The organism is Pareuzebyella sediminis (assembly GCF_008367235.1).
Taxonomy (GTDB): Bacteria; Bacteroidota; Bacteroidia; order Flavobacteriales; family Flavobacteriaceae; genus Pareuzebyella; species Pareuzebyella sediminis.
In genome coordinates, this window is the sequence record NZ_VTZS01000001.1 from 384677 (window position 1) to 408149 (window position 23473).

Consider the following 23473-nt stretch of genomic DNA (forward strand, 5'->3'; position numbering starts at 1 on the left):
TCTCAATTAAGATTTTTCTTTGCAAGGTACCAGTCGATTTTCTCTACCGAATTATCGGCTAGTCTGGCATTCAGTTCGTACAAGGTCTTCGGTGGGGGCACGATGACACTATCCCCTTTTTTCCAATCCAACGGCATTGCGACCTTGTATTCATCAGATGTTTGTAGCGCTTCCAAAGCACGTAGTATCTCATTCATATTCCGGCCTACATTTAGAGGGTAGTACATAATCAAACGAATCTTTTTACTAGGGTCGATAAAGAAGACTGCTCGTACTGCGGCCGTTTCGCTCTCATTGGGCTGTAACATGCCATATAGTTTAGATACCTTCATGTCGATATCCGCAATTATGGGAAAATCAAAGTACACACCTGTATTTTCACGTACATTTTGAACCCATCCCAAATGTGCATGTACGCTATCGATACTGAGTCCAAGAAGTTGGGTATTCAATGCATCGAACTCTGCTTTACGTGTCGCGAAGCCGCTCATTTCGGTTGTACATACAGGGGTGAAGTCTGCGGGATGCGAAAACATCACGATCCATTTGTCGGAGGCGAAATCGGAAAATTTTATTTTCCCCTGAGTGGTTACTGCATCAAAATCGGGTGCTAGGTCACCAATTCTGGGCATTGAATTTACTATAGTATTTTCTTTGAGTTCCATATGTTTAATTTTATGATACTAAGATACCACTGGAGAAATTCGAATACAGTAACCTAGGTTACCTAGGGTTAAAAACAGTAAAAAGTGGTCCCGAAAGACCACTTTTTTTTTAAAAAAGGCATTTGGTTGTTTCAAAAAATGAATGAGCCCCATAACACCATTGCATGGGTATATCTACCTTCGTGTTCGAACGCTTTGCCGAAGGTGCAACTCACTTATTTTTTTGGTTCCACTCTCCATAACCGCCACTATAGTCAAAAATAGTGGTGAAGCCCAATTCCCTTAGTTTTTGGCTAGCCTTGCCACTTCGCCCTCCCATCTGGCAGTAGATATAGATGGGTTCGGTTTTGTCGAGCTTGTTGACTTCTTTCGCGAAATTTTCCGTATCAAGAAAATCGATGTTGACAGCATCGTCGATGTGACCTGCTTCGTACTCCTTTGAGGTACGGACGTCTATCAGTTGCACGTCTTTACCGATCGCATCGGCCTTTAAGGTCTCTATGCTGATGACCTTGATATCTCCCTTTTGTTGCGAGTTGCAAGAAGCCACTATTAGTGTGAGAACAAAAAGAACTATAATTTTTTTCATAGGTAAGAATGTAATCGCTATAACTTTCAATGCTATATTTCTAATAAACAATTTAATCAATTCGCCGAAATGAACAAGGGGAATATTCATATTAGAATATTTCCCCTGTTGTTCAACCAACTAATTTTTTTCCAGAGAGCCTTACTTCATTTTAGCTAGACGTATCTTTTAAAGCGTGGACGGACATACATATTCCGAAACCGGAATGCCAGAATCCTTAATTTTTTCAAAACCGCCCTTGATATCGATAAGGTTATGTATGCCACGGCTTTTTAAAATCGATGCGGCTATCATGCTTCGATATCCTCCTGCACAATGTATATAAAAGAAATCGTTACCTGGAAATTCGGATAAATGGTCATTCAGATAATCAAGGGGGGTATTCATAGCTTCCAAAGCATGTTCAGATAAAAACTCACTTTTCTTCCGGACATCAAAAATGGGGGCTTTATCTTCGGCCATTATGCTTCGAAGGTCGGCAACTTCAATCTGATCGACGGTATCATATTCAAAAGCGGCTTTTTTCCATGCTTCGAAACCTCCTTCAAGATATCCAAGGGTATTATCGAATCCTACTCTTGAAAGTCGTGTTACCGCCTCTCCTTCGAGACCTTTGGGGGCGACGAGAAGAATGGGCTGCTTTACATCCGATATCAAAGCGCCTGCCCAAGGAGCGAAACTTCCATCCAAACCAATAAATATCGATCTTGGTATATGTCCCTTTGCATAATCGTCTTGATGACGCACATCTAATACTACTGCTCCTGTTTCATTGGCAGCGGCCTCAAACGCCTTAGGAGAAAGTGCCCTTGTTCCACGTTTGAGTACATCTTTTATGTCCTCATAGCCTTCTTTATTGAGCTTAACGTTCAAAGGAAAATATTGTGGCGGGGGAAGCAATCCTTCGATGACCTCTTCAATAAACTCTTCCTTGGTCATATCGGCACGAAGCGCATAGTTTACCTTTTTTTGGTTGCCCAAGGTATCGACGGTCTCCTTCATCATGTTCTTACCACACGCTGAACCCGCCCCATGGGCAGGATATACAATTACATCATCTCTCAGAGGCATGATTTTATTACGGAGACTGTCATATAAATAACCGGCCAGATCTCTTTCGGTCAAAACTCCCATTTTTTGCGCGAGATCAGGCCTGCCCACATCTCCCAGAAATAGGGTGTCGCCACTAAAAATGGCGTGGTCCTTGCCATCTTCGTCTTGTAATAAATAGGTCGTACTTTCCATAGTATGGCCTGGGGTATGTAGCACCTTTATGGTCACTTTCCCTAAGATAAATTCCTGATTGTCTTTTGCGATAATTGCATCGAACGCCGGGTTTGCGTTCGGCCCGTAGACAATAGGAGCCCCGGTTTTTTTGGCCAAGGTTACATGGCCACTGACAAAATCGGCATGAAAGTGTGTTTCAAATATGTATTTAATTTCGGCATCGTCAAGTTTGGCTCTCTTAATATAAGGTTCGACCTCTCTCAACGGATCAATTATTGCGACTTCTCGATCACTCTCAATATAATAGGCACCTTGGGCAAGACATCCAGTGTAAATCTGTTCGACTTTCATAAATATTTTCATTTTTTAACCGTCCAAAATTACGAATTGAAAACAGATTATACGGTAACATCGGTTACATTCACTACGCCTAAAGGTGGACGGTTTTATGTACAAAAAGCAGAAAGGCCTCATCGATTGATGAGGCCTTTTTATAACTGCGTTTATAATAGGGTGGTGGGGCAGACGTAGTCCGAAACCGGTAACTTAGCCTCCAAAATCTCATCAAAACCACCGATTACATCGGTAAAATCTTCCCAGCCACGCTGTTTTAGGATGGATGCCGAAATCATACTTCGATATCCACCAGCACAATACAGGATGAAAGGACTGTTTTTCGGAAATTGTGCCAGATGTTTATTTATTTCGTTCAGGGGTACATTGATTGCCCCAATGACATGTTGCGAGTCGTATTCACTTTTCTTGCGCACATCGATGACCAATGGTTTTTCGTGTGCCATGGCATCTTTTAGTGTTTCTACAGAGATACGTTTGGTAGTTTCGTATTCTTTACCGGACGATTTCCATGAAGGAAAGCCTCCTTTTAGATACCCGATAGTATTATCGTAACCCACCCTGGATAAACGTGTTATGGCCTCTTCTTCTTTTTCGGGATAGGTGACGAGCAATATTTGTTGTTTTACGTCGGGAATCATCTCACCAACCCATTGGGCAAAGTTTCCTTCAAGTCCGATGTTGATACTGTTGGGAATAAAGCCTTCGGCAAAGTCTTCGGCATCCCTCGTGTCTAAAACCAGTGCACCACTTTCATTGGCAGCTACTTCAAAGGCCTCTGGTGATAATGCAGTGGTTGCCCTGTTCATTATGGCATCAAGACTTTCGTACCCTTTGATGTTCATCAATACATTTTGTGGAAAGTATCCGGGAGGCGTGGTAAGGCCTGTTAAGAGTTCTTTTATGAATTCTCCTTTCGACATGTCGGGTCGAAGCGCGTAGTTTACCTTTTTTTGATGACCGAGGGTATCCGTCGTTTCTTTACTCATCATTTTGCCACAGGCCGATCCGGCTCCGTGGTTGGGATACACGATTAAGTTATCATTTAAAGGCATGATCTTATTGCGTAGTGAATCGTATAGGTGAGCGGCCAACTTTTCTTCGGTGAGGTCCGATACCACATGTTGGGCAAGGTCTGGCCGGCCCACATCACCAATAAAAAGGGTGTCCCCGGTGATGAGACCATGTTCGTCCCCATTTTCGTCGATAAGCAGATAGGTAGTACTTTCCATGGTGTGCCCTGGTGTATGGATGGCCTTCACCTTGTAATCGCCTACCTCAAAAATCTGTCCATCTTCGGCCACGGTGGCCTCATAAGAGGGTTTGGCCCCTGGTCCGAATACTATCTCCGCCCCTGCCTTTTTTCTAAGGTCAAGATGGCCGCTTACGAAGTCGGCATGAAAGTGGGTCTCAAACACATATTTGATTTCCGCATTGTCGATTTGCGCCCTATCGATATAAGGTTGTACCTCTCGTAATGGATCGAATACGGCTGCGACACCATTGCTTTCTATATAGTATGCCGCATGGGCTAGACAGCCTGTATAAATTTGTTCTACTTTCATAATTATAAGTTTTTAGAAGTTCATAGGTTAAAAATAGAGTGCACGACACAGGTGTACAGTTACCTAGGTTACATTGACCTATATTTTGGCCTGCAACGAAATTTTTTCTTCCATAATCGACTTGTGGCTGTACGTTTGGCAATGATCAAGGGCCTCATGTGTTTTGACAAAAAGATTTTCCTTACCGATGTCATTTGTGAGACCGCTGCTGTGCAGAATATCGCGAGTTGGACCAATGGCACCGGCAATCACCAGTTTGATACCTTTATTTTTTAAATCGTGGATGAGTTTTCTCAGCATGTGAACCGCACTGCTATCAATATAATTAATGGCCTCGGCATTCAGAATTATATATTTGACGGCCAACCCCTTGCGTTCGAGGTGTTTTATCAACTCTTTTCTAAAATAATCTTTGTTCCCGAAGTAAAGCTGTGCATCGAAACGTACTATTAAAAACTCGGGAAAGGTTTCCGTATCTTCTGGAAATCGCATCACATTCTTGAAGTAATCGGTGTTTTTTATGCGACCTAAAATGGCCATATGGGGTCTCGAAGTCCGATATACCAGTAGCAATAATGAAATTAAGACCCCGAATAGTATACCTTCTTTAATTCCGACTGTCAGGGTCATAAGAAAGGTGATTAGTAGAAGAAAAAATTCATCTCTACGGTGTCGGTACAGTTGTCTTGGATATTTTGTGTCGATCAGGCCAAAGACCGCTACCATAACGATAGCAGCTAAAACCGCATTGGGTAAATAATAAAACAGGGGAGTTAAAAAAAGTAGGGTCAATCCCACTATAATTGCACTTACCATTGGGGCTATTCCTGTTTTTGCCCCTGCTTGGTCATTGACCGCCGTTCTTGAGAACCCTCCAGTGGTCGGATAGGATTGAAAAAAAGATCCTATAATATTTGAAGTGCCTAGTGCAATAAGCTCTTGATTTGCATCAATTTCGTACTCGGAATGTTTTTCTTCTATGGCCTTAGCCACCGAAACAGCCTCCATAAATGCAATAAGTGCCAAAGTTAATACGATGGGTATTAGTTCTGATATTCTGGCAAAGTCAATAACCGGTACGGCAAAAGAGGGTAGTCCTCTCGGTACGTTGCCTACAATGTGAACTCCGAATTGATTTAAATTAAAGAAATAAACGGTTAGAATACCCAATATAACGACGATCAGAGCTCCGGGGATTCTTTGGTTAATTTTTTTTAATGCCTTAATCAGTAGTATAGAAATTACTCCGATAAGCAAGGTAATCCAATGTAATTCCGACAGTGTAGCAAAAGCATTTTTTAAAAGGATTTGCAATTGATTACTACGGTCTATTGAAGTGCCGAGCAGATGTTTCAACTGACTTAGTCCGATGATGATTGCAGCAGCGGAAGTGAAGCCGCTTATGACAGGTTTCGATAAGAAATTTACCAAGAACCCCATCCTCAAAAGACCCAGTGCAAGTTGTACCGTACCCATAAAAAATGCAAGAAAAATGGCCATGGCGATATACTCATCGATTCCCGAAATGGCCAGAGCACCTAGGCCTGACGCCACTAAAAGGGAATCCATGGCAACAGGTCCGACGGCCAGTTGCCTAGAGGTGCCAAGTAGGGCATAGATAATCTGTGGAACTATGGAAGCGTAGAGTCCAAAAACGGGGGGGAGGCCGGCAATCATGGCATAGGCCATGCCTTGTGGAATAAGCATAATACCAACGGTAAGGCCAGCACTGAGATCGCCCGAAAGATATGACTTTTTATAAGTAGGGAGCCATTGTAGAATCGGAAGGTAACGCTTTAACATTTGAAGATGATTTCACATCAAAAGTACGTCACCTCAGACCGTAAAACAGTAACCTAAGTTACAGATTGGCTACAATTTCAAGATTTTTATATAGTTTCGATGAAGCTCTATTTTACCCATCTGCTCCAATTTCTTTAATAGCCGCGAGATAACTACGCGGGAGCTATGCAATTCGTAGGCAATTTCTTGGTGTGTATTCCTAATAATATCCTCTTTGTTTATTCGAGCCTTTTCCTTAAGGTATCCGACGAGGCGCATGTCCATACGATCAAAGGCTATACTGTCTAAGGTTTGTAGTAGTTCGTTGAGGCGCGTATGGTAACTTTCAAAGACAAAATTTCTCCAGGATCGGTATTTGGCGGTCCACTCCTCCATTTTTTGAACAGGTACCATAATGAGTTTGGTATCGGTCTCCGCAATAGCCCTGACCTCGCTTTTTGCATCGCCCATGCAGCAAGTTAAGGTCATCGAGCAGGTATCTCCCTTCTCGAGATAGTACAATAATAGTTCATCTCCATCACTGTCTTCACGAAGCACTTTTATAGCACCGGAAATGAGCAGGGGCATACCTTTTACATATTCTCCAATGTCCATAAGTTTATAACCCTCGGGTACATCTTTTAGGGTGCCTACTTGCATGATTTCATCGATTAGGCCTTTTTCAAATAAATTGCCATAACCTTCCCTTAATTCCTGTAACATATACTATTCCACTTTTTTCGCCAATTCTGGATCGTACTTGAAAAAAAAGTTTGCCCAAATTGATTTTGAAACTGCTGCAATATAAGGCATCAGAATGACGAGTACCGCAACGATTAAAATGAAAAGATGGGAAACCTGTAAATCGAGCATAAATAATAAGGTCAATATATAAACCGCCACAGCCACCGCAATTCCTACACCATAGGAAACGTACATGGAGCCGTAGTAAAAACTCGGTTCTAGACTGTACTTTAATTCACATTTCGGACATCTTTCCTTCACCTTGTTAAAGTTACTCAATATGTAGGGGTTAGCCTCTAAAAATTCACCTTGATGGCATCTGGGGCATTTTAAAAAGAGAATACTATATAGCGTAGAACTTTTATTGAACATAACGTTTTCCGTTTAATGCTTTCAAAAGTAGCGAAACAAGCGCAAGTACTTCGTAACCTATGTTACATTTAAGCGGTAATGAGCAGCGCATCTTCATTTTAAAGTTAGTGGCTACAAAGTCTTTTCGCAGAATAGTTGGATTTCTAAATTTGTTTTGTTCTACTTTATGATAGAATGGCATTCCATTGAATCAAACGGCAAGTTCTGCCCTTAAAAGTATAAGGAAGCCCCTTGTTTCAAAGACTTATCGTTCCTTTCGTAAAAAAACCACTTAAATATCGGCCGATCAAACTAATGGGGTCATAGAAATGTGCTATCTAATAAGGCCATAGAAAAAAGTAACCCAACGCTAAGGAAACAAATATTAGAATGCCGGCACAACCCACAAAAAAACAACTTTTGAATACTTCTTTGCTTCTTACGACTTCTTCTTTCATAACCTACGCAGATAAAAATTTATCGGTTTTAAAGCTAGTGGGCACTTTTTAAGTAACAAGGTAGCAAAAACAGTTCGCTATTGGTTCTAAATTTAGCTAAATCTATGTTTAGCTGGCAACTAGTACTTCTCTTAGGTACCTTTTTACGACAATTATTTGTGATTAGGTCTTATCATATGGCCAAGAAGCCTAGGTGACCTGCATTACATACAGTAAATCCGGGAATCCATACATATTTCTAAAACGTTTGTAATAATTTGGATATTTTTATATTCGGTTAAGGTGAAACATCTTTTACGACGAAAATGCCGAATGTAGCCCTCCTTAAGCTACAAAGTATTAGTGCTTTCGCACTTGTCCACTTGTATTGCTCCCCCTACTATTTTATGAAATTTCAAGGAAAACCAAGGTTACTGATCCTATGTCGTTTTCCAAATGGCAATACGACACTGTAATATTAAAAGCAATCTGTCCTTTTTGTTGGAAAGATTCTAAGTGATTCCCCCGTAACACCACTGCATATAATCTTTAATTAAATTTTATACTTATGGCAACGAAAAGTAATATTCTGGTCAGTATTGTACGAGATGAAATTTTGACAACAAATTCTTCGATTGAAATTACGATACCATCCAATGCTGATGCCGAATCAATAAGCAGAAGCATCGGAGTAATCGATGTTGATGGCAGGGTATCTCCTACCCGAAAAAAAGGGGGGTATGTTTGGAGGTCCGAAAACGGTTTACCCCCAGGGCGTCATAAGCTTATCGTCGAACCTTTGATAGATGGCAAATCACAGAAAATAAGCGAGACCCTTGAAATACCGTTTACGGTAATCGCTACCCAAGCAAAAATTAATAAAAATGCCTTGATAGGCAGCTTTGTCCGGCTTAAATTGGTTGAAAAGGGAGTAGAACGACTTCCTATTCATGAAATATCCGATTCCGAGTTTATAGAATTTTACAAAGCAATCGATCGTAAGACCGGTAAGCCCGTGGCCTTCGAATTCGACCATAACGGTAAGCGCGTTGATGGTGAAAAACTGTTAGCAAAGCACAGGGAAAAAATCCAGTCGAAATTCGGAAAGTTGCACCCATCACTTTTTGAATTGGTGAATTCTAAAAATCCACCTAAGACCGTACTAGTTGATGTTTGGCATGAAGTTGAAGAAGCGGAGGCATTGCCCGCTGATCGTTCGCTAAATGATTGTGAATCAAAGTCCTTACAGAAGCGTGCCGAAGAACAACGGCAAGCGATGTATGAACGCACCAAAAGATTTGGAAAATCGCTTGAGGGCAAATTAAAAATTGTAAACTTTAATGAACTGGCTCCATTGGTCACGGTAGAAATAGAGACTTCCAATATTCGTGAACTAGCTACAAATACGAAAATAGCGGGAATACTCTTTCACGAAACTGAGGGTATCGATGATCTCGATGATTCAATGGCCATTGCCGGGTCTGATGTTGTTCAAGCTGGGGGTGAAAACGGTTCAGGAGTAAAAGTTGCCGTTTGGGAGTCTGGACCCACCAGTAATACCGATTTGGTCATTTCCGGTAAATACAAGAATAACCCTTCAACATCAGACCACTCGCAAAACGTTCATGCAATAATAAGAAACAAAGAATCAGGTACTCCCAACGGCCATGCCTCTGGCTGTAGCTTGTATTCCGCTAACGATAAGGACAGAGATGCACTGACATGGGCCGTTAAGGACAAAGGTTGTACAATCATCAATCAAAGTTTTCACCGATCGAGCGAACCGGGCTCCGGGGCTTTATCTAGTGATGATATTTATGGCGACTATTTGGCAACCCATTACCCGTATCCGTTGATCGTTCATGCGGCAGGCAATTTTTGGAACGGTGACTCGGACAATATAAACCCGCCAAGCAGTGAATTTGTAAACCATAAGGGTTACAATACAATTTCAGTGGGCAATCACAATGATACTGCTTCGGCCATGTCGACCTCTTCGGTATTTCGAAATCCGAGTTCGTCTCACGGAGACCGGGAATTACCTGAAATATGTGCAAATGGAATAAGCGTTACCGCCGATGGCATAACCAAAAGCGGCACCAGTATGGCTTCACCTGCTGTCGTAGGCGTTTCAGCGCTTCTTCAAGCCACAAACGGCATTTTGAAACATTGGCCGGAAGGATGCCGTGCAATATTGGCGGCCAGTGCCACAAAAAACGTTACCGACAGCACCTGGTGGCAAGATGTAATTAATAACATTGATGCCAAAGACGGAGCAGGCGCTGTGAATGCCATAGAAGGGTGTAATATTGCAAAACATCGACGTTGGGCAAACGCCCCCGCAAGCCAAAGGGGCTGGGATATTGGCCTGCTGAGTTCTTCAAACTTCGGAAACGATAAATTATCGACTTTCGAATATAAAGTGACCCTTCCAAATTACATTTTCGGACCTAGAAAAGTTAAGGTGGCCCTGGCATGGACTTCAAAAACCACCAAAACCTCTTTTTTATTTTGGAGTTGGTACATGTCGGAACTAAAAGTTGACCTTGACCTGATTGTCTATGATGAAAATGGGGCTATCGTGGGTTATAGCGGATCATGGGATAATAGTTATGAAATCGCTGAATTTACCGGACAGCCAGGTAAAACATATACCATAAAGATCCGTAGATGGTCAGGAACGGATTCAACCTGGTTCGGTATTGCCTGGACGGTCACAGGTGGTTTGACCATCACACTGAATCCAGAACTGTTACGGGCAAACAGGATATTGGGAGAATTTTAATGATCAAGGGCACTACTTTAAAAATATGGCCATAACCTAGAATAGGTTATGGCCTTTATATGTACATAGTGCCAATTTATTGGGAACAGCATCAATAAAAGATGTTGTATGTGCCTAAAAATTATAGAGTTAATCGAAATTTACAACGAAAGTAGTATCTTTAGAGTGTTAACATATTTATGATCAAATAACTTTAATTAATCACCTACGAAATGAGACGAGTAAAAACATTTAAGAATTTTGCATTAATTCTGTTTTTGGCCTGTTTTATCTCTGCTGGTTTTTTGACCTCATGTAGAGATCAAAAAAAGCAAGAGAAGACCGAACAGGAGGAACATCCACAGGCTGAAGAACATCCTACTGAAGAGGATGCCGGTGAAGAGCACCCACAAAGTGAAGAGCATCCGTCAGATGATGGAGAAGCCGAAGCGGAGCACCCGGATGGTTAATATTTTTTATTAGGGTAAAGACGCTACTTTGTCCTGATTATTTTGCCCCGGATTTCTTTCGAACGAAAAAAATGTTTTGGGATAAACGGGGTTGTCGCCTTCCTCCATAACGGGATAGGCAAGAAAGTTAATGGGCCCGGACTTTGGTCCGGGCTCTATTTTTAAATCACGGCCTTTCGTAAATTCGATACGGTTTGCAGGATGTCTACCAAAATAATACGTAGCCAAGGCAGTATACTTATTGGCTTCACTGATATCTACGGGCCACCATTTTCCATCCGCAAAAAATTCGGCCCAACAATGATAGCCGTTGACTCCGCCATCGTTACGTTCTGATGGAATGGCTGCGCCTACCGCGAATCGCGAAGGAATTCCAGCGGATCGGGCGAGGGAAATAAAGAGGGAGTGGAATTCGGTACAATTACCGGTAAGGGCATCGCAGGCATAAATGGCATCGCCCGTGCCATATTTACCCGCTTTTCTATACCGCATGTTTTCAATAACATAATCATATAGGGCTCGTGCCTGCATTAGCGTACCTTCGCTTCGTTTGACCCCAATGATGGAATCTGCCAAAACCTGGAACCGATCTCCTACCGGCATCAGTAAACTGGCGTCAAGATATTTTGTCGGGGACGAATTTTCTTCATACGGTTTTTTCTCCTGACGTTCTACATGGTAGACCAGCTCCACCTTTTTGCCACTATCTTCTACAGTCGGTTCTAGATATAGTATTTTATTACCGTATTCTTTTTCATTGAGCATTCGATGTTCCGTAGGCACGACCAACGATTTTAACTCAATGGTTTGAAACCTATCGCTTTGAGCAACCGGAATCCACAGTTTTGCGGATTCCTGAAGATCGGGAATTGTTACTTCGTACCTAAATTCAAAGGTATCCTGACCTTCTATTACTCCTAGTAGGTTAGACGATGCCTTTTTCATAGGTACCCGATGCCAAGTTTTATCCTCACGTTGTTTCCAGGTGTAGAACGGCTTGCCGTTAAGTTTGTGAAGCGTTGTTTCGGTTACGTGCATTTGGCCTGGGTCACCTTCTAAAAAGAAATCCACGTCATAAACGTCACCGCTAACATCAGCGAGATCGACGCATGCAAAATGACGCCGCGGACCCAAATTGGCCAAATATTCAGTATGTACACGTACCAATTGGAGTTTTAACTCTTTTCCATCGGCCTTCATATGAAAATATCCATCCCCTTCTTCCACTTTTTGGTCGATATTAGCTTTGATACCCGCCTCAATATCGGCCTTCAAAATCTTAGGCGCGTTGGTTTCGGCCACCGATGTTTCTTTTTGTTTTGTTGTGGTATTGCAGGCCATGGTAATGCCGGTAAATAAGGTCAAAAAAATGCGATTCCGTATCATTTTAGTAGTGTCATATTGATATGCTGTGAATTTACGATAATTAGACCTTACTCCCAATAAAGTGTGGGCATGTATTCCATGGATGCTAAGGATTGCCATCGACGAACAATTATAACAATGGGATATTTTACTTTCCGATACAAAAGTTGGCAAAAATATTACCTAGAAGATCATCTGAGGTCACTTTACCCGTGATTTCTCCCAAAAAGTTCAGGGCTTCCCGAATATCAATGGCCAATAGATCGCTGGAGATACCTTCGTCCATACCTAAACGCACCCTGTCAATAGCTTCTAGAGCTTTTACCAGGGCATCATAATGTCGACTGTTGGTGACTATAGTATCACTATTTCGAAGGGTACCGGTTTCCACGAGAGCCAACAACCGGTCTTTGAGTACTTCTATCCCTATACCTTCTTTTGCAGAAACCAGCAGCACTTCTGGAATGGCCGATTCGATTTGCGTAAGGGTGGACTTGTCGATTCGATCTATTTTGTTGGCTATGACAAAAAGAGGGGTTTGGGGATACTTGGTTTTTATTTTGCCGATTTCTAGAATATATCGATCTTTTTCCTCCTCAAATTTATGGGCATCCACGAGATAGATGACCACCCGCGACTTGGCTATCTTTTCAAACGTCTTTTGTATTCCGATACCTTCCACTACGTCTTTGGTTTCTCTAATACCCGCTGTGTCGATGAATCGGAAACCGAACCCCCCTATGGAAATTTCATCTTCGATGGCATCGCGGGTAGTCCCCGCTATTTCCGAAACGATAGCACGCTCTTCGTTCAATAGTACATTGAGCAAGGTCGATTTGCCAACGTTGGGTTCGCCCACAATGGCCACCGGAATCCCGTTTTTGATTACGTTACCAACTGCAAAACTGTCTATTAATCCTTTTAGCACTTTTCCCATACGTTTCAAAAGGTCATTGAAACGCTTCCGATCCGCAAATTCTACGTCTTCCTCGGCAAAATCAAGCTCCAATTCTATGAGCGACGCAAAATTCAAAAGTTCATCAGCGAGTTCTTTAATTTCACTACTGAACCCACCTCGCATTTGTTGTATGGCCACTTGATGGCTCGCTTCGTTGTCAGAGGCAATTAAGTCGGCTACGGCTTCCGCCTGGCTCAAATCTAATTTCCCGTTCATAAATGCTCTGAGGGTAAACTCACCAGCTTGGGCCATGCGGCATCCATTTCTTAAGAAAAGTTGGATAATTTGTTGCTGAATGTATGGAGATCCATGACACGAGATCTCAATAACATCTTCTCCGGTATACGAATGTGGCCCCTTAAAAATTGAGACCAAGACCTGATCTAAGATTTTAGTATCTTCAAGTATATGCCCTAAGAGTATGGTGTGGCTTTTCTGATCAAGTAAACCTTTGCCGTGGATCGATTGAAAATACGCGTCCGCGATATCAATTGCTTCCTTTCCGGAAAGGCGTATGACAGCAATCGCGCCCGCCCCAGGTGCGGTGGCTAGCGCAATTATGGTATCGTTCAGTATCATGCTGCAAAAATAGCTAAAAGAAATTGACCTATCTCTTTCCACACCAGCCTAAAGTAACGTATATGGCTTTAAGCAAACACGAAAATTCATACCTTCGACAACTATTAACTATAAACGAAATCAGCGAAATGAAATTCTATATTTTACTTTTTATGATAGGTATGATGGCTCTAGGAAGTATGCCGTATTCTTATTCCCAAGAAAGTACCGTAGAGCAACGCATTCCTTCAGAATCAGTGAACGCCAAGGAAATGCAAATCAAAGTGGACAAGGCCGAGAGAGCGGCTAAAAAATCGGAAAAGGCAAGAAAAAAGTTGGAAAAGGAAGCTAAAAAGCACGATAAGGCGGTACGCAAAATCGCCTCGCTTAAAAGATCTATCGAAAGAGATGATCGGAAAATAGCTAAAATGGAAGAAAAATTGAATGCCGATCGCAAGAAAGGAAAATTATCGCCCAATGACATTGAAAAAGTTACGAAACAATTGGATCGATTGAGATCGGGGATAGCTAAGGATAGGGAACAATTACGCAAGCTTGAACGTCGATTTTATTGAGTAAAAATTATAATTACCAATTTTTAATAAAATGGGTCTTTACGAGATGATTTATGCGATATTGATTGGGTAGTGCAAGCTAGATTGTAACATTTTCGCTACTATTTCGTCTTATCTATAAAACCCTTAAAAATAAGCTAATGGAAATCATCAATCAAAACAAAGCACTTGAAACAAATCGTGAACTATTGGTCTTGACCCATCTTTCCCAATTGCTGACCTATGTAACGGGAATCGGTGGTTTGATAGTCCCATTAGTCATTTGGCTCACTACAAAAGACAAAATTTTGGATATGGACGAGCACGGAAAAGCGGTTGTCAACTTTCAATTGACCGTTATTTTGCTTTCAATTCTTAGTGTACCGGCCATACTGCTTTTAGGTTTGGGCATTATCTCGCTTATATTTATCGGTATCGTTGCTTTTTTACTGCCCATCGTTAATGCGGTTAAAGCAAGTAATGGTGAATCGCCGAGCTACTTTATGACCATCCGATTTATCTGATAACTTCCTATCTATAGCAAATGGAAATGTGCGTAAAAACATAAGGCCAGATGAACGATTCTTGGTATATTCAAAATCCGAAAGCTTTCTTAGCCTTCGGATTTTTTGATTAAACCCATCGAACAAATGTTGCTAAGCGTAATCGTGCCAATTTTCAATGTCGATCAGTACGTTGCTCGGTGTCTGGACTGTCTACTTCAACAGGATCTGACTGAAGATGAATATGAAATTCTGATTATGGATGACGGTTCATCCGACCAGAGCTATACCATTGCTAAGCGTTATGCGGACCGCTTTAAGAATATTTATCTATTCCAACAATTTAATTCCGGACCGTGCATCGCTAGAAATACGTTGTTGAACCGAGCTCGAGGTGAATATATTTACTGTCTTGATGCAGATGATTTGATTGCTTTTGACGCATTGGGAGTGCTTGTAAGACTCGCTAAGGAGCATTCGCTGGATATCATTGGCTTCAATACCTTGGTTACACAGCGTATTGAAAGTTTTGAACCTATCATATCGATAAGTATGCCCAGCGAATCTAAAATATGCAGTGGTTATCAATACCTCGAGCGTAATCCATCTATACGCTTTGAAATATGGTGGTATATCGTTAAAACATCTTTGCTTAGAGATCACCATATTAATTTCGGTGAAAATCAATACAACGGGGATGTTCTTTTTACGTTGAAAACGTTTAGTCTTGCAAAAAGAATCGCACATATTCCGATCGCCGTACATTGCTACTTTCAAAGCAAGGGGTCGATTATGCGTAATAAGGAAAATCGCCACCGTCAGGTGTTGCTAGGCAGCTTGCACATGATGATACGAAATTTTACCAATTTTATAAACCAATTGGAAAAGACGGATGTACCCCAAACAAATGGGGTGGTCCCTAACTTGAAAAACCGCAGAAACGTTTTTGTAGGGTCGTTTTTGCTAAAGCTCATTCGCTCGAATCTAGATAGCAAACAAGCAAAGACCTATCTTTTACAACTGAAGGAAATTAAAGTCTATCCGTTAAAGCTGCCCACAAGTAGGAAAGACCCTTTAGCTAAAAGATTAGTGATGCATACGCTGAACAACGAGTCGTTGCTACTTTTAGTCCTGACATATAAAAGGCTCCAATACAAGCTAATAAACCTCGGTTAAGAGCGGTTTTTTGTTATGAGTTCAACATTACGGGCATAACTAGCATGGTGATGTTTTCACCTTCATCAAGACCATCTGCAGGTGTTAGAATTCCGGCACGGTTCGGAAGGCTCATTTCCAAGGAGATTTCTTCAGAATTGAGGTTATTTAGCATTTCGGTCAGAAAACGAGAGTTAAAGCCGATTTGCATATCGTCGCCCTGATAGGAACAGGTTAATCGCTCTTCTGCTTTATTGCTATAATCGATGTCTTCGGCGGATATATTCAGTTCTGCACCAGCTATTTTCAAGCGTATTTGGTGGGTTGTCTTATTTGAGAATATGGCCACTCGGCGCACGGAACTTAAAAATTGTGCTCTTGAAATAGATAGTTTGTTCGGATTCTCCTTAGGAATTACCGCTTCATAATTCGGGTATTTCCCGTCGATCAAACGACAGATGAGTTCAGTATTTTCGAAACTAAATTTTGCATTGCTATCATTGTATTCAATGTTTACATCGGATTCGCTTCCGGCCAAAATTCCTTTCAGCAGATTCAAAGGTTTCTTGGGCATGATAAATTCGGCAAGCTGTGAAGCGGTCACATCGGTACGTTGGTACTTTACCAATTTATGGGCATCGGTGGCCACAAAAGTCAAATTTTCGGTTGAAAATTGGAAGAACACCCCGCTCATCACCGGTCGTAGGTCATCATTGCCGGCGGCAAAGATAGTTTTGTCGATTGCCGTGGCTAAAATATCCCCCATTACCGTAGTCGAACTCGGGTTAACCAATTCGACCGCCTTGGGAAATTCGGCACCATCGGCATAGGCTAGGGCATATTTTCCATGATTGGAACTGATCTCGACCGTATTGTTGTTTTCCACAACAAAGGTTAGGGGTTGTTCCGGAAATGTCTTGAGCGTATCCAACAATAGTCTTGCGGGCACGGCAATAGTACCTTCGTTATCGGAATCTACCTTGAGAACCGTACTAATAGTGGTCTCCAGATCAGAAGCCGACACGGTCAGTTTGTCTTGATTGAGATCGAACAAAAAGTTGTCCAATATGGGCAAAGTATTGCTATTGTTTATTACGCCGCCGAGAACCTGAAGTTGCTTTAATAGATACGTGCTTGATACTATGAATTTCATAGGGGTATTATTATTTCAATTATAGGGATTTAGTGTTCTGATATGTCTGAAATTCAGTTGAAACCTTCGAAAAATCAAGACAAACAAAGATATTTGAATTGTACTTTTTAGCGAAACAAACTTATCAACACCTAGATGCCGTATCGTCGCTTCCTAAAATGTTGGAGGAGCAGACCGAAAATTAGAGTCAATAGTAGCGGAAGCCCGATATTCATTAGCTGCCATTTGGTTCTTTGTTCAGCTACCTTGGTAGCATCCAAAAAAGGAATCGATACACGTTTACTTCGAATGTTTATAAGTCCTGAATCATCTAGGAGAAAATTAAGGCTATTCATAAGAAATTCTTTATTACCGTAGTAATTGTTTGTCCATTTATCATACCCCAATTCCAAGGGGCGGCCATTTCGAACTTGGTTTGCAATAATATCGCCATCGGCCACAATTAACATTTGGTTGGCCTCTCCCAGATCTTTAGCTCCTTTTAATTGTAAAGGTTTGATACGATTGGCAAAGGCAGAAACGAATGTACCCGAAATAAGCACAGCCATTGGTTGATCCCCATTGGTATACTTTTCTTTATTTGGCGGCGTATTTACAATATCAAGATTGATTTGTTTCGGGGTGCCTTCGACACGTGAGAGGGGCGAGCTGCGAAGTAAGATGGTCTTTTTGTTGTCATTCGGAAGTGTATCGATAGTATTGGCAAATTGTAAACGAACGGCTTCTATATTATTGGTTATGGGGTGTTCGTTTTTTGAAAACACCATAGGGTTGTAATACCAGGGGACGGGATTGTACTGTGATTGATTGCCTTCTCCTGTAGCCAAGACTATTTGAGTGAAATACAGATCGTTGACCAGGTTCGGATTGATACGAACGCCGTACCTGAAAAAGAAGTCGGTAAGATTTAAGTCTCTCGGCAGGGCCAGTGCCGTTCCTTCTTCATTCAACAGGCTGTCAAGCTCGATGTCTACCATATCCAAGAGCCATATCGATTTCCCCCCATTGACGATATACTGATCGAGTATATATTTTTCAGCATCGGTAAAGGCCTCGGTAGGTTTTGCGATGATGGCGAGATCATAGTTCGTCAACTGGTCCAGGGTTTTTTGTGCGTTGCTGGCGACGGAGTCCAGGGTGATGGCACCAATGTTATAGTATTCCCGTATCGAGGTAAGAAAATCGGCCAGAAAAAGGTCGTCTAGTTCGCCATTACCTTTTATGATGGCCACTTGCTTTTTTTCTTTTATTCCCAGTTTAGAGAATGCATCGGCGAATACATATTCGAGTTGCTGTACCGAATTGTTGACGCGTTCTTCTGAAGTTACACCCAATTTATTCTTTAGCAGGGGCACTTTAACCGTTTTGTTATCGTAATTGACCATGGCCCAGGGAAAAACAATTTCTTGGGATACCTTTCCATTATCTTCAACCGTAATTTGGGCAGGGGTAAGACCCATGGCCTGGAGATCTGTCAATGTGCCTTCTATTTGGGCTACTTCCTCTAAGGGATTGACAAAGCTGAACTTGATATTATTGTTTTTAGAGGCGAATTCTTCTAGAATTTGCCGTGTCTCAATTTGTAATTTTAAAAACTCAGGAGGGAGATTTCCATCCAAAAGCACATCGACAATCACCGGTTTTTCAAAATGTTTGATCGTCGATACGGCCGATTCTGATAGCGAGTAGCGTTGATCTTCGGTTAGGTCGATTCTCGTGTAGACAAAACTGGCAAATACATTCACCAAAATTAACAAGACAAAACCTATGATGATCGGAACGACTCTTTTTTTCATCTCTGTACCATGTTTGTTAATTGAGCCACTGTGAGAAAGAGAAAGAACACTGTAATGGAAAAGAAATAAATAAGGTCCCTCGTATCTAAAACACCCCTGGCTATACTTTCAAAATGGTATTTCATGCCCATGGCTTGCCAGAAGAAAAAAGCGCCACCATTTTTGAATAAAGTTGAAATACCTTCAAAACCGTAGTACAACACAAAGCATATTATCAGGCCTAGAATAAAAGCGACTATTTGATTTTCGGATAGGGTAGAGGCAAAAAGACCGATTGAGGTATAACAAGCCATTAAGAAGATGGTTCCAAAGTAAGATCCGATCACAAGGCCTATATCAAGATTTCCTTTGACAGTTCCTAGCTCTGAAACAGTATAAACATAGAGTAAAGTAGGCAACAGGGCAATGAGACCTAAAACAAAGGTTCCCAAGAACTTTCCTAAAACTGTTTGCCAAATCGATAAGGGTTTAATGAACAAAAGCTCTAAGGTGCCCAATTTTTTCTCTTCGGAAAAGCTTTTCATGGTGATGGCCGGTATGAGAAACAGAAATACCCAAGGGGCAAGTAAAAAGAAATTAGAGAGATCCGCGAAGCCATAATCGAATATATTGAATGGTCCCTTGAAAACCCAAAGGAAAAGACCGTTCAATATCAAAAAAAGACCCACCACCAGATACCCTATGGGCGAGTTGAAAAAGGACTGTATTTCGCGTTTAAAGATGGCGAGCATGGTTGAGCGGAACTACGATTTGAGGTTGTTCACTATTTTGCAAAGCTAAGGGATTAAAACGAGCGTCCAAAGTTAATAACATTTCATGACCTTGAACTTTAAATTCTAGATAAAACTAACCGTAATCGTATCGCGGTAATCCAACCCAAGTAAGGTAGATGCGCCCCCTACGGTATTCATATCACTCTTATAGATGGCCAATTCGATATAATTGGCCGAATTAAAAAGGGCCAGCAGATCGCCGGCACCCCTTCGTTGACCTTTGTCAAGCTCAAAATTAATGATATCGCTGTATTTATTGTGTATTTTGGTTAACTGTGTCGTGCGCGCGTTGAGTTCAAAATCACGACCTTTACGATAAGCCTCGAAGAAATTTTTATGGATGTTAGTCACGACGTTTCCATAATTGTCGATGTAGATGACACTGCCTATAATTTTTTTTCCACTGTCGGTGACGCTAGGGGAGAAATCACGTAAATCTTTTAACTGATCAAATGGTTTGCCGACCACCTCCAAGGTGCCTCCCCTTGCGATGTGACAAGCAACCTGTACGAAAACATCCATTACCGGGAAAGATCCATGAAGGGGGTTGGGGATGTTGATTTCGACGATTTTGTCAGGTTTCATTTCAGAGATTATCAACCCGATGACGCCATTGTTCGCACTAATAAAATAATGACCATCGACCAGTACCACAATATGTTGGTTTTCGGGGGTCGGTTCAGAATCTACTCCAACGACATGAATGGTTCCCTTAGGGAAACTTTTATAGGAGTTCTCAAGAATATAGGCGCATTCCTGAATGTTGAAAGGACTAATATTATGAGAAATATCAACAATATTGGCATCGGGAAGTTCTTTGTATATCGTTCCCTTTAAAGTACCGACGAAATGGTCTTTTAGCCCAAAGTCTGTGGTCAGCGTTATTATCGCCATGCCGCAATGTTGATATGTTTTTGGTTAGGCAAACTGAATTTTTCGTTAAGTTTGTTTAACTCTTTCAGAGTTGTTAGCACGAAATTATAATAAAAAAGTAGCCAAGCGAAATAAATGTTCAAGGGCTTTCATTTTAATACTTCAACTTTTTGAACGAACTCATTTTAGAACTTACAGAAATTAGCCCAAGAGAATTCTTTGGCCAACAAAACCGGAATATCGACCTTATCAAAAAGTATTTTCCAAAACTGAAGATTGTGGCTAGGGGAAACAAGATAAAGGTTTATGGTGACGAGGAACTTTTAGAGGAATTCGATAACCGAATGGATATGTTGACCTCACACTTTGCAAAGTATAACAAACTCGACGAAAATATTATTGAAAGAGTATTGACCAGCAATACACCTGAAGACTATGAATCCCCTGAAAACAGTGGGGAGGTTTTGGTGCATGGCGTAAATGGCCGGTTGATAAAGGCACAGACCGTAAATCAACGTAAGCTTGTAGATGCCGCCAAGAATAATGATATGGTATTCGCCATTGGCCCGGCAGGAACAGGAAAGACATATACGGGAGTAGCCTTAGCCGTCAAAGCACTGAAAGAGAAGCAGGTAAAACGTATTATTCTAACGAGGCCCGCAGTGGAGGCAGGAGAGAATTTAGGTTTTCTACCAGGAGACCTAAAGGAAAAGTTAGACCCTTACATGCAACCGCTTTATGATGGATTAAGGGATATGATTCCAGCCGAAAAATTGGCCCATTTACTTGAGAATGGTACTATTCAAATTGCGCCCTTGGCTTTTATGCGCGGACGTACGCTTGACAACGCGTTCGTTATTCTTGATGAAGGCCAAAACACGACCCATGCCCAGATGAAAATGTTTTTGACCCGAATGGGCAAGAACGCCAAATTTTTGATCACAGGGGATCCAGGTCAGATAGATCTGCCCAGAAGGGTTATCTCAGGTCTAAAAGAAGCCCTCTTGATTTTAAAAAATACACCAGGGATAGCCATTATACATCTTGATGACAAAGATGTAATTCGCCACAAACTGGTCAAAAAAGTAATTGATGCCTACAAAACGATCGAGCATCAAAACTAATGGAGGAGGAGTGTAAAGTACAGTGATCTTTTTTGTGACAATATTTTAAAAGAACTTTAGGAGAAATTTCATCAAAATCATTCAATTAAAAAATGAGCAGCACAATTGTAGATACAGATTTTGAATTTCCTGGTCAAAAAAACGTGTATAAGGGTAAGGTGCGTGAGGTGTATGCGCTCGAAAACGACATTTTGGTAATGATAGCTACCGACAGGTTATCTGCATTCGATGTGGTAATGCCCAAAGGAATTCCTTACAAAGGGCAAATCCTGAACCAAATTGCTACAAAGATGATGGCCGCTACGAAAGATATAGTGCCCAATTGGTTGCTCGCGACCCCAGACCCTAATGTGGCCATTGGCCACGCTTGCGAGCCCTTCAAGGTCGAAATGGTCATTCGGGGCTATCTCTCAGGCCATGCAGCTAGGGAGTATAAAATAGGTAAGCGTACCCTGTGCGGGGTGGCAATGCCCGAAGGAATGAAAGAAAACGATAAATTTCCAGAACCGATCATTACGCCTGCCACAAAAGCGGAAAAAGGCGACCATGATGAAGACATATCCAAGGAAAATATTTTGAAGCGCGGTATTGTCTCCGAGGCGGATTACAAAACTTTGGAAAAATATACGCGGGCTCTGTTCAAAAGAGGGTCTGAGATCGCAAGGTCGCGCGGATTGATCTTGGTAGATACCAAATATGAATTCGGGAAGACGAAAGAAGGAAAAATTGTGCTTATCGATGAGATTCATACACCGGATTCATCAAGATACTTTTATGCCGACGGATATCAAGACCGTCAAAACAGGGGCGAGGCCCAAAAACAATTATCAAAGGAGTTTGTACGACAATGGCTGATCACCAATAATTTTCAAGGTTTGGAAGGTCAAACGGTGCCCGAGATGTCCGATGATTATGTTAATACCGTATCGGAGCGTTATATAGAGCTCTATGAGAATATTACGGGTGAGACTTTTGAAAAAGCGAATATTTCCAATATTCATCAACGCATTGAAACAAACGTACTCCAATATTTGAACGCCCAATAGACGGGGTCTATCTTAAAAACCGTTTTACCGAGAACTTTCGTCTACTTTTTAACTTTTCCAATATTTTTAGAAAGGCAATTGCGGTGATATACGCATCCCCTAGCGCAGTATGTCTATCTTTTTTTGAGATATCAAACTTATCCGCAAGTTCATCAAGGGAATAATGGTCTCTTTTTTGCAAGAGGGGAGATGCAATCAGGGTTTCCCTATAGAGTATGGAAGTGTCCAATACCTTATTTTTTAATTTGGGCATACCGTGGCGCTTTAGGGCTTCATTCAACATGGTACGATCGAAACCTGCATGGTGGGCTACGAGCACCGAATTGCCTATAAACGATAAAAACTGCATGAGCGCTTCAAGTTCCGTTATCCGGTCATTTGTCTCTTCTCTTAGAATACCGTGAATCGCTACATTTTCGGCATGATAAAAATGCTGGTACAAATAAACTTCGAAGATCTGATTGACAGCGATAGTATTTCCCCGAAGCGATAATGCACCAATGGACAGAATACGGTCTTCTTTTATATTCAGACCTGTGGTTTCCGTATCCAATACCACAAAACGAAGCTCATTAAGGTTGTCCGGTAGGGGTTCTTTGAACGACGCTTCATAGTCCGTCCAGAAAACCGGATAGTTTATTTTTTTCTTTTTAAAAATCCCCCTCAT

General features: G+C 41.5%; 21 protein-coding genes. 7 read left to right on the forward strand and 14 right to left on the reverse strand.

Features of this window, described 5'->3' with window-relative positions; genetic code table 11:
- Positions 1–2 precede the first annotated feature (2 nt).
- From F2B13_RS01525 to F2B13_RS01555, 7 genes are all read right to left on the reverse strand, one after another.
- Positions 3–665: a peroxiredoxin gene (locus F2B13_RS01525; protein WP_149302870.1), complete on the reverse strand. Its 663-nt coding sequence runs from the start codon at positions 663–665 to the stop codon at positions 3–5.
- A gap of 211 nt (positions 666–876) precedes the next feature.
- On the reverse strand, positions 877–1254 hold the full coding sequence (locus tag F2B13_RS01530; RefSeq protein WP_198439884.1) for a rhodanese-like domain-containing protein: 378 nt from the start codon (positions 1252–1254) through the stop codon (positions 877–879).
- A 168-nt stretch (positions 1255–1422) separates the two neighbouring features.
- Complete coding sequence (locus tag F2B13_RS01535) at positions 1423–2832, reverse strand: MBL fold metallo-hydrolase (protein ID WP_149303730.1); 1410 nt, start codon at positions 2830–2832, stop codon at positions 1423–1425.
- Between the two features lie 152 nt (positions 2833–2984).
- A complete protein-coding gene (locus F2B13_RS01540; RefSeq protein ID WP_149302872.1) occupies positions 2985–4400 on the reverse strand; it encodes an MBL fold metallo-hydrolase in 1416 nt (471 codons plus the stop codon).
- Between the two features lie 78 nt (positions 4401–4478).
- On the reverse strand, positions 4479–6203 hold the full coding sequence (locus F2B13_RS01545; RefSeq protein ID WP_149277137.1) for a SulP family inorganic anion transporter: 1725 nt from the start codon (positions 6201–6203) through the stop codon (positions 4479–4481).
- A 69-nt stretch (positions 6204–6272) separates the two neighbouring features.
- The gene (locus F2B13_RS01550) at positions 6273–6905 is read right to left on the reverse strand and encodes a Crp/Fnr family transcriptional regulator (protein WP_149277138.1); all 633 of its coding nucleotides are present in this window, start codon (positions 6903–6905) and stop codon (positions 6273–6275) included.
- A gap of 3 nt (positions 6906–6908) precedes the next feature.
- Complete coding sequence (locus F2B13_RS01555; protein ID WP_149302874.1) at positions 6909–7298, reverse strand: DUF983 domain-containing protein; 390 nt, start codon at positions 7296–7298, stop codon at positions 6909–6911.
- Positions 7299–8282: 984 nt separating this feature from the next.
- Here F2B13_RS01555 and F2B13_RS01560 point away from each other — a divergent pair.
- Positions 8283–10499 (forward strand): S8 family serine peptidase, encoded by a 2217-nt coding sequence (locus F2B13_RS01560; RefSeq protein ID WP_149302876.1) that lies wholly within the window; start codon positions 8283–8285, stop codon positions 10497–10499.
- Between the two features lie 212 nt (positions 10500–10711).
- Entirely contained in the window at positions 10712–10948 is a 237-nt protein-coding gene (locus F2B13_RS01565; protein WP_149277141.1) for a hypothetical protein, read from the forward strand.
- Between the two features lie 9 nt (positions 10949–10957).
- Here the strand turns inward: F2B13_RS01565 and F2B13_RS01570 are convergent, their stop codons facing one another.
- A complete protein-coding gene (locus tag F2B13_RS01570; RefSeq protein WP_232625177.1) occupies positions 10958–12433 on the reverse strand; it encodes a transglutaminase-like domain-containing protein in 1476 nt (491 codons plus the stop codon).
- A gap of 28 nt (positions 12434–12461) precedes the next feature.
- Entirely contained in the window at positions 12462–13850 is a 1389-nt protein-coding gene (gene mnmE / locus F2B13_RS01575) for a tRNA uridine-5-carboxymethylaminomethyl(34) synthesis GTPase MnmE (RefSeq protein WP_149302878.1), read from the reverse strand.
- Positions 13851–13978: 128 nt separating this feature from the next.
- On the opposite strand from mnmE, the gene F2B13_RS01580 reads away from it, so the two are divergent.
- The 3 genes from F2B13_RS01580 to F2B13_RS01590 all read left to right on the forward strand — a co-directional run bounded on the left by F2B13_RS01580 (position 13979) and on the right by F2B13_RS01590 (position 16062).
- Positions 13979–14404 (forward strand): coiled-coil domain-containing protein, encoded by a 426-nt coding sequence (locus F2B13_RS01580; protein ID WP_149275490.1) that lies wholly within the window; start codon positions 13979–13981, stop codon positions 14402–14404.
- Positions 14405–14544: 140 nt separating this feature from the next.
- Positions 14545–14907 carry a DUF4870 domain-containing protein gene (locus tag F2B13_RS01585; RefSeq protein WP_149302880.1) on the forward strand — a complete coding sequence of 121 codons (363 nt, stop codon included), beginning with the start codon at positions 14545–14547 and terminating at the stop codon, positions 14905–14907.
- A gap of 126 nt (positions 14908–15033) precedes the next feature.
- Complete coding sequence (locus F2B13_RS01590; RefSeq protein WP_149302882.1) at positions 15034–16062, forward strand: glycosyltransferase; 1029 nt, start codon at positions 15034–15036, stop codon at positions 16060–16062.
- A gap of 13 nt (positions 16063–16075) precedes the next feature.
- Here the strand turns inward: F2B13_RS01590 and dnaN are convergent, their stop codons facing one another.
- From dnaN to F2B13_RS01610, 4 genes are all read right to left on the reverse strand, one after another.
- A complete protein-coding gene (dnaN, locus tag F2B13_RS01595) occupies positions 16076–17194 on the reverse strand; it encodes a DNA polymerase III subunit beta (protein WP_149302883.1) in 1119 nt (372 codons plus the stop codon).
- A gap of 131 nt (positions 17195–17325) precedes the next feature.
- A complete protein-coding gene (gene gldG / locus F2B13_RS01600; RefSeq protein ID WP_149302885.1) occupies positions 17326–18990 on the reverse strand; it encodes a gliding motility-associated ABC transporter substrate-binding protein GldG in 1665 nt (554 codons plus the stop codon).
- Positions 18987–19721: a gliding motility-associated ABC transporter permease subunit GldF gene (gldF, locus tag F2B13_RS01605; protein ID WP_149275495.1), complete on the reverse strand. Its 735-nt coding sequence runs from the start codon at positions 19719–19721 to the stop codon at positions 18987–18989. Before gldF ends, gldG begins: the two co-directional genes overlap by 4 nt.
- Positions 19722–19826: 105 nt before the next feature.
- Positions 19827–20657 carry an SAM hydrolase/SAM-dependent halogenase family protein gene (locus tag F2B13_RS01610; RefSeq protein ID WP_149275496.1) on the reverse strand — a complete coding sequence of 277 codons (831 nt, stop codon included), beginning with the start codon at positions 20655–20657 and terminating at the stop codon, positions 19827–19829.
- 149 nt (positions 20658–20806) lie between these two features.
- On the opposite strand from F2B13_RS01610, the gene F2B13_RS01615 reads away from it, so the two are divergent.
- Positions 20807–21760, forward strand: coding sequence for a PhoH family protein (locus tag F2B13_RS01615; protein WP_149275497.1), 954 nt, complete (start codon positions 20807–20809; stop codon positions 21758–21760).
- A 92-nt stretch (positions 21761–21852) separates the two neighbouring features.
- Positions 21853–22806 carry a phosphoribosylaminoimidazolesuccinocarboxamide synthase gene (locus F2B13_RS01620; protein ID WP_149275498.1) on the forward strand — a complete coding sequence of 318 codons (954 nt, stop codon included), beginning with the start codon at positions 21853–21855 and terminating at the stop codon, positions 22804–22806.
- Positions 22807–22813: 7 nt separating this feature from the next.
- Here the strand turns inward: F2B13_RS01620 and F2B13_RS01625 are convergent, their stop codons facing one another.
- Entirely contained in the window at positions 22814–23473 is a 660-nt protein-coding gene (locus F2B13_RS01625) for a 3'-5' exonuclease (protein WP_149275499.1), read from the reverse strand.

Bases quoted from the DNA above. Each gene is read 5' to 3' on its own strand.
- F2B13_RS01525 (WP_149302870.1), bottom strand. From the start codon at position 665: ATGGAACTCAAAGAAAATACTATAGTAAATTCAATGCCCAGAATTGGT.
- F2B13_RS01530 (WP_198439884.1), bottom strand. From the start codon at position 1,254: ATGAAAAAAATTATAGTTCTTTTTGTTCTCACACTAATAGTGGCTTCT.
- F2B13_RS01535 (WP_149303730.1), bottom strand. From the start codon at position 2,832: ATGAAAGTCGAACAGATTTACACTGGATGTCTTGCCCAAGGTGCCTAT.
- F2B13_RS01540 (WP_149302872.1), bottom strand. From the start codon at position 4,400: ATGAAAGTAGAACAAATTTATACAGGCTGTCTAGCCCATGCGGCATAC.
- F2B13_RS01545 (WP_149277137.1), bottom strand. From the start codon at position 6,203: ATGTTAAAGCGTTACCTTCCGATTCTACAATGGCTCCCTACTTATAAA.
- F2B13_RS01550 (WP_149277138.1), bottom strand. From the start codon at position 6,905: ATGTTACAGGAATTAAGGGAAGGTTATGGCAATTTATTTGAAAAAGGC.
- F2B13_RS01555 (WP_149302874.1), bottom strand. From the start codon at position 7,298: ATGTTCAATAAAAGTTCTACGCTATATAGTATTCTCTTTTTAAAATGC.
- F2B13_RS01560 (WP_149302876.1), top strand. From the start codon at position 8,283: ATGGCAACGAAAAGTAATATTCTGGTCAGTATTGTACGAGATGAAATT.
- F2B13_RS01565 (WP_149277141.1), top strand. From the start codon at position 10,712: ATGAGACGAGTAAAAACATTTAAGAATTTTGCATTAATTCTGTTTTTG.
- F2B13_RS01570 (WP_232625177.1), bottom strand. From the start codon at position 12,433: ATGGCAATCCTTAGCATCCATGGAATACATGCCCACACTTTATTGGGA.
- mnmE (WP_149302878.1), bottom strand. From the start codon at position 13,850: ATGATACTGAACGATACCATAATTGCGCTAGCCACCGCACCTGGGGCG.
- F2B13_RS01580 (WP_149275490.1), top strand. From the start codon at position 13,979: ATGAAATTCTATATTTTACTTTTTATGATAGGTATGATGGCTCTAGGA.
- F2B13_RS01585 (WP_149302880.1), top strand. From the start codon at position 14,545: ATGGAAATCATCAATCAAAACAAAGCACTTGAAACAAATCGTGAACTA.
- F2B13_RS01590 (WP_149302882.1), top strand. From the start codon at position 15,034: ATGTTGCTAAGCGTAATCGTGCCAATTTTCAATGTCGATCAGTACGTT.
- dnaN (WP_149302883.1), bottom strand. From the start codon at position 17,194: ATGAAATTCATAGTATCAAGCACGTATCTATTAAAGCAACTTCAGGTT.
- gldG (WP_149302885.1), bottom strand. From the start codon at position 18,990: ATGAAAAAAAGAGTCGTTCCGATCATCATAGGTTTTGTCTTGTTAATT.
- gldF (WP_149275495.1), bottom strand. From the start codon at position 19,721: ATGCTCGCCATCTTTAAACGCGAAATACAGTCCTTTTTCAACTCGCCC.
- F2B13_RS01610 (WP_149275496.1), bottom strand. From the start codon at position 20,657: ATGGCGATAATAACGCTGACCACAGACTTTGGGCTAAAAGACCATTTC.
- F2B13_RS01620 (WP_149275498.1), top strand. From the start codon at position 21,853: ATGAGCAGCACAATTGTAGATACAGATTTTGAATTTCCTGGTCAAAAA.
- F2B13_RS01625 (WP_149275499.1), bottom strand. From the start codon at position 23,473: ATGAGGGGGATTTTTAAAAAGAAAAAAATAAACTATCCGGTTTTCTGG.